Source organism: Candidatus Methylacidithermus pantelleriae (assembly GCF_905250085.1).
GTDB lineage: Bacteria > Verrucomicrobiota > Verrucomicrobiia > Methylacidiphilales > Methylacidiphilaceae > Methylacidithermus > Methylacidithermus pantelleriae.
In genome coordinates this window covers 1-5627 of record NZ_CAJNOB010000049.1, presented here as the reverse complement: position 1 = coordinate 5627, position 5627 = coordinate 1, and the positions used below count along the sequence as shown (strand labels likewise).

Genomic DNA, 5627 nt, shown 5'->3' with positions numbered 1-5627 from the left:
AACCCCGGGACGCGAATCGCGGGCAGCACTGTTGTTTGGCCGGCGTCCCGGATGATCTACCCTGGTAGGCGAATGGTTGTCGATGGTTTTAGGAACGGTACGGTTATAGAGGGAAGAGAGTTTTACTAGAGGCATCGGTTCGCGTTTTGTAGGGTTTTGATGCCTGTGGACGGGATCTCTCGCTGCCAGGTGCCCTGTGGGACGTGGCGAACACCAGCGCTCATACGTTCTCGACTCTGAGGACAGTCGCTAGGAATGGACTCCATAACTTAGCGGGGCTGGCCCCTAACCGGCTTGTGCCAGTGGGTTTGTGCCATTTTTCCGCGGGCGCGTGAAAAAGTGGATCGATTGGTGTAGAGGTTCAAAAAAGGGTTCCCCACCAGAGTCCGTGAGCCGCAAAGAATCGGTTGGGTCCCTTTGTTTTGGCCCAAAAGATGGATCGTAGGCTTGGCCGGCCTCAGGTGGTTCCGCAAATCGATCCGGCCGGGCTAGCATCTCAATATATCGGAATCCAACCATACGTGCCTTCATCCACGCGCCAATGGATCCCCCCAAAGCTCGGCATTGGCTCTTGCAGGCGGTGATGTACCCGCTCCTCGTACGTTTTAGAAGGATTTTTAGCATCTTGTGTGCAGACGTTTCGCAGGAATCCCTCAAGCTCAAATCCCTTCCTGGTTGTGAACCTTGTCCAAAACTCATCCGTTCCATGCGTACACCGCTCGGGAGAGGCTGGAACGACCTTTTGCGTCGCCGGCGATCCGGATCTTTCGCGGACTCGTTGGCTTCGCTTGGCTCGAAAGCCCGTCGTATCCCAGCGTTTGGTTCCGAGCTTGCCCGAAATGGAGTGTCGGAGGACCTCATCCTAAAAAGTTTATCGCATCTAACCAACCGATCGGCTTCGCCGTTGCTCGCAGCATCCCCTCCCCAGGTTTTCTCACTCGATCCTCCGGGCTTTCACAAAAGCTGTGCAAGCTCCCCGTTTCCTTGGATCTGCAGCCTTCGATCCCAAGCAGCGACTTTCCTTGTTTGCGCTCCGGTCACTCCACGTGTTTCCGACAAGGCCTAAAAAAACGTATTGCCATCCGAAACAAACTAGAGCATACGTATGTTACAGTCTTGTCGGGGAGAGAAGTAGGCGAAAGATCCCTCGAAAAGGAGGGAGCACTGGCTCCCTCGGGCGGTAGCTTATTCTTCTTTACCGCTCACCGGGTGAGAAAAAAGTTCCCTTGCTCCTTAGCTAAAGAGTTCCCTCCGGTCGGAAATTCCCTTTTGCGCCTTTCCGCGAAAGGTGCTGGAAGTCAAAAACCGCCTATCTTCGGCCGCATCACCTAACCGTCGCCTAAGCGAAGACAACGCGCCTGTAAACGCAGTGAATTGGGCGAGTCAGGAATGGTGGGATTCGTGGCTGGGGTTTTCGCTCGTATTAGCTCGTACCACCGATACAGGGATTGGAGCTCCCGCTGCGATCCTCGGATAGGCCTCTTAGCTTGGGAAATCCTTTTGATCGATAGGGGAATCAACGTCCCTCCAAGGTGATGAGCCTCCGGGTTTCCCTGTCGCAGGGAGTCGCAGCTCAATTGTTCTCTTATGACACGCTACAAGGATAGGTGGGGAGTGGTCAAGGGGCTGGTTGATGAGGTGTGCCGGCACCGAGGACCGACCAAAAGATATGCGTTCGATAAGCTTTCCCTGGGGATGGATTTCCTTCTCCTTTTGCTGGCCGCCGTGGTGGCTTTTACACTGCGACTCCAGCTTTTCGAAGGGCATTCGCTTGGGCTTTTCGGCAAGCGACACGCGGCGATGGCGGTTACGTACACGGCCTTTTCTCTTCTTCTTCTAGCCAATCGTAGAGTGTACGGGGCGCGCCTATTGCGAGAACCGGGTGAAGAGAGCCGCAACATCATTCGGGCTCTGGCGGAGGCCACCATTCTGGTCATGGTGATTTCGTATCTTGGAAAGCTTTCCGTTTCTCGGTTCTTCGTTCTAGCCACAGGACTAGGAAGTGTCCTTGCTCTTTTGGGTTGGCGTTGGGCTCTTCGGCGGTTTCAAGAAGGTAATGTCCGAATTGGCCGGGAGGAAAAGCGACTCCTTTTCGTGGGAATCACGCCTGAATCCGTAGCGTTAGCTCAAAGGCTAAGGCAATGTTCCTCCCAGGGCGTGACCGTCGAGGGATTTGTAGAAGAGAAACCTCAAAGCGTTTTCTCCGAATTGCCCGTGCTCGGAGAGATTTCCGAGCTTTCTTTGATTCTTCAACGGCACTTTATCGACGAAATGGTAATTGCACGACCGGTTGAGGAGGAAAGCCTGCGAGACCTGCTTTGGGAAGCTCGTCGCCGACGCGTTACTGTCCGGATGGTCGTCCCGTGGCGCTGGGAAGGAATCGAACCGTCCTGGGATCTATTAGAGTTCATCGGAGGGGTACCTCTGGTCCCACTGTGGGACGAACCCATTCCGCGGCTGGGGCTGTGGATCAAAAGAATGTTAGACATTGTTGGAGGGGCAATGGGTTTGGTGCTTTTGGCTCCGGTTGGAGTTGCGATTGCCTTGGCCATCAAGCTCGAGGATGGAGGGCCGGTCTTCTACCGTTCGGTACGGGTGGGGAAGAAAGGGAGGACCTTCTTCTGTTACAAATTTCGTACCATGGTGCCCGGAGCCGATTTATGGAAGGAGAAGCTTTTAGAAAAAAACGAGCGAATCGGACCCATGTTTAAAATGGCCAGTGATCCGCGTGTTACGCGCGTCGGGAAGCTTTTGAGGAAATATAGCTTAGACGAGCTTCCCCAGCTTTGGAATGTCCTAAGAGGGGAAATGAGCTTGGTGGGTCCTCGGCCTCCCACGGTCGATGAAGTCACTCGGTACGAAGAGTTCTCTTGGGAGTATTTAAGGCGGCTGGATGTAAAACCTGGACTCACCAGCCTGTGGGCCGTAGAGGCTCGAACGGATCCTTCCTTTACCCGCGCAGCCGAGCTCGATCGCCAGTATATCGAGCGGTGGAGTCTTTTACTTGATCTTTGGATCCTTTGCCGAACCTTACCGGCCGTGCTCAAAGGGACAGGCCGGTAGCCTTAGACTGGCAGGAGCAGTTACTACCGGTCCTTTGCGTGTCAATGCGACTTTCTGGAGGTCGTTGCACAGGGTTGCACACTTCCGGGAAAGGCCTCTTCCTCGGGAGGGGGAGGTGGAAAACCATACAATCGACAACTCGAGGAGTATGAACGGATCATGAAAAGACATATCCTCCGAATGACAAAAGCCAAAAAAATGCTCGTGGGGGCAGGAACCCTTCTGGGAATGGTCACCATGGCCATAGCCCTTCCGGTCAAAGGGAAAGTTCTCTGGCGAGAAGGAAGGGCCGAAAGGATAGGGGGAACCGGGACCCAAACGCTCCAGGTTGGGGACGAGGTAGGGAACGGTCTTCTTATTCGAACTGGTTCTGATGGCGCAGCGCTTTTGGAATTTTTCCCAAAGTGCTTCGTTTTGGTCCGTCCAAACTCGGAGCTTTCGATCCAAGGATTGGCTTCCGAACAGGTTGGGCAAGGAAAGTATGATGCGGCCAATGTGGAACTTCGTAGGGGCGAAATCTTTACCAGCTTGCACAAGCTAGAGGGAAGAACGTGCTTCTTAGCCGTCAATGTTACCGGACGACGTGTCTATGCAGAAACTGGCCTTTATAGTCTCACAAGACGCGAAGGTAGGGTGGCAGTTGTTCTGGGGCGCGGTCATGCGGTGTGGCACGATCCGAATCGGGCTGGAACCCAACGGGAATGGTCGCTTGGAGCAGGCCAATGGCTTTTCTTTGGAGAGGCAGACCAAGGGGTTCGAGTCGGGAGTGTACCGAAGACAAAGCTTCACGGGGTCCAGCTCGTCGCCCTCAGCCAATTACAACCAGCAGTGACTGGGCTTCAGGGTTGGATAATGCTTCAGGGAGCCTTTGATATGGTAACAAGCGGCCCTCAGACGAATCTACCTCTCGTGAGTCAGTGGAACCAAACGGCTTCTGTCCTGGAGCAGGCTGGCGATCCGCCCGATCCGTTGATACCTCTCCCACCGGTCATCGCTGCTCGTTTGATCGAACATTTAGAAAGGCTTCTGGCAATTTTCCCGCCGAATAGCGCGCAGGCTCGAATGATTCTAGAACTCATTCAGGAAATTAGCCCTCACTAAAGTTGGCGTGTGCCTTTGCACGCCGTTTGTTGGCAAAGGGGCGCGACCGAGGACGGCCCCCCTTTTCGTGGAGCCCAGAAGCATGGACGTTCCATTTCGCAATGGCTGGACGTTTGTTCCAAAATGGGTGCCTGGGAGCAGGCAGATCCACTTTACAGGGTTAATCCATCTGATAGTGGGGAGCCTGACTCTCCTTGGTGCCGCATTGGGTCCAATGGAAGTGCTCGGTAAAGAAACAAAGGGGAAGAGCCCCCTGCACCTGTCCAGTCGAGAGCCGGTGGTGGCTGGGAAACAAACAGGCAGCTTGCCAGGATACGCAGTGCGGCCGGGTGACCTACTGCGGATTCATGTGTTTCAGGAGGACGATTTGGATACAGAGGCCCGGGTGAGCGAGGATGGGACAATTCACTTTCCCTTACTGGGCCGGGTCCTGGTAGCAGGGAAAACCACCCATCAAGTTGCAGCGATCCTCAAAGAGCTTTTGGGGAAAGATTACCTCGTCAATCCGCAGGTAGTCGTCTCGGTCCTGGAATCCGAGCAAAAAATCACGATCCTAGGCCAGGTGCAAAAACCAGGGGCTTATGCTCTCCCGCTGGAAAGGCCTCTGAATCTTCTGGAAGCCATTGCCATGGCGGGTGGATACACCCGGCTGGCCGATCCCGGAAGGATTACCGTCAAGCGCAAAGAGGGTGGCAAAGAAAAGGTCTACCGCGTAAACGCCAAAGCGATGGCCCATCGGGAAGTCGAGCCTTTTACAGTGCTGCCGGACGATATCATTACGGTGCCGGAGAGCCTTTTTTAAAAGGCAGTCTTACAGTCTTTTTGGAATTCGCGGGCAGTCGTAGGGCAAGTCTTTGCCCTTTCGGAGCGTAAAATGATGCGAACCAACCCACGCGTAGAGGAAGGTTACACCCCAGCGGAAGAAACGAGGCCCGTTGCTCAAGGTCCGCCGCTCGATGACGGGGGTGGTTGGGATGTGGAAGCGAGGAAGTTTCTAAGATTGGCACTGATTGTGGTGCGGGAGGGTGCTTGGATCCTGGGGATCTGCCTTATTCTTGCTCTTTTGGCAGCGAGTATTCATTTGATCACAGCTCCGCGTGTGTATTTGGCCCGTGCTCTCCTGGTTGTGGAAGCCAGCCCTCGGAGAGTGGCTAATGTCGAAGACGTGGTGCAGGAGGATCTCCGAACCGTTGAGGCCGTGAAAACGGTGCAGGAAACGCTAACCGGGAGGAGCGTCTTCCGAAACGTCGCGAAACGAAAAGACGTCTGGTCGGATCCGGTGCTCGCGGAAGAGCTCCGCAAAGCTCAAAAAAGAGGGGGGCCGGAACCTGTTGTGGAATACTTGAGTCGAAAAGTTCATGTGATTTTACGTCCTGGTACACGGCTTATTGAAGTGGTCGCGGAGGCGGGGAACCCCAAAAGCGCAAGTCTTCTTGCCAATGCTGTCGGTGAGGAAGCCATCC

4 protein-coding genes are annotated in these 5627 nt (G+C 54.6%); all 4 read left to right on the top strand.

All coding sequences use genetic code 11. From position 1 onward, the window contains the following. Window positions 1-1587 precede the first annotated feature (1587 nt). Window positions 1588-3063 carry a sugar transferase gene (locus KK925_RS09145; protein WP_174583544.1) on the top strand — a complete coding sequence of 492 codons (1476 nt, stop codon included), beginning with the start codon at window positions 1588-1590 and terminating at the stop codon, window positions 3061-3063. A 159-nt stretch (window positions 3064-3222) separates the two neighbouring features. After that, entirely contained in the window at window positions 3223-4164 is a 942-nt protein-coding gene (locus KK925_RS09140; RefSeq protein ID WP_174583543.1) for a hypothetical protein, read from the top strand. Between the two features lie 82 nt (window positions 4165-4246). Continuing rightward, a complete protein-coding gene (locus tag KK925_RS09135) occupies window positions 4247-4966 on the top strand; it encodes a polysaccharide biosynthesis/export family protein (RefSeq protein ID WP_174583542.1) in 720 nt (239 codons plus the stop codon). Window positions 4967-5041: 75 nt separating this feature from the next. Beyond that, window positions 5042-5627 (top strand): Wzz/FepE/Etk N-terminal domain-containing protein (locus tag KK925_RS09130; RefSeq protein WP_214096459.1); only part of this gene is annotated, 586 nt, incomplete at its 3' end.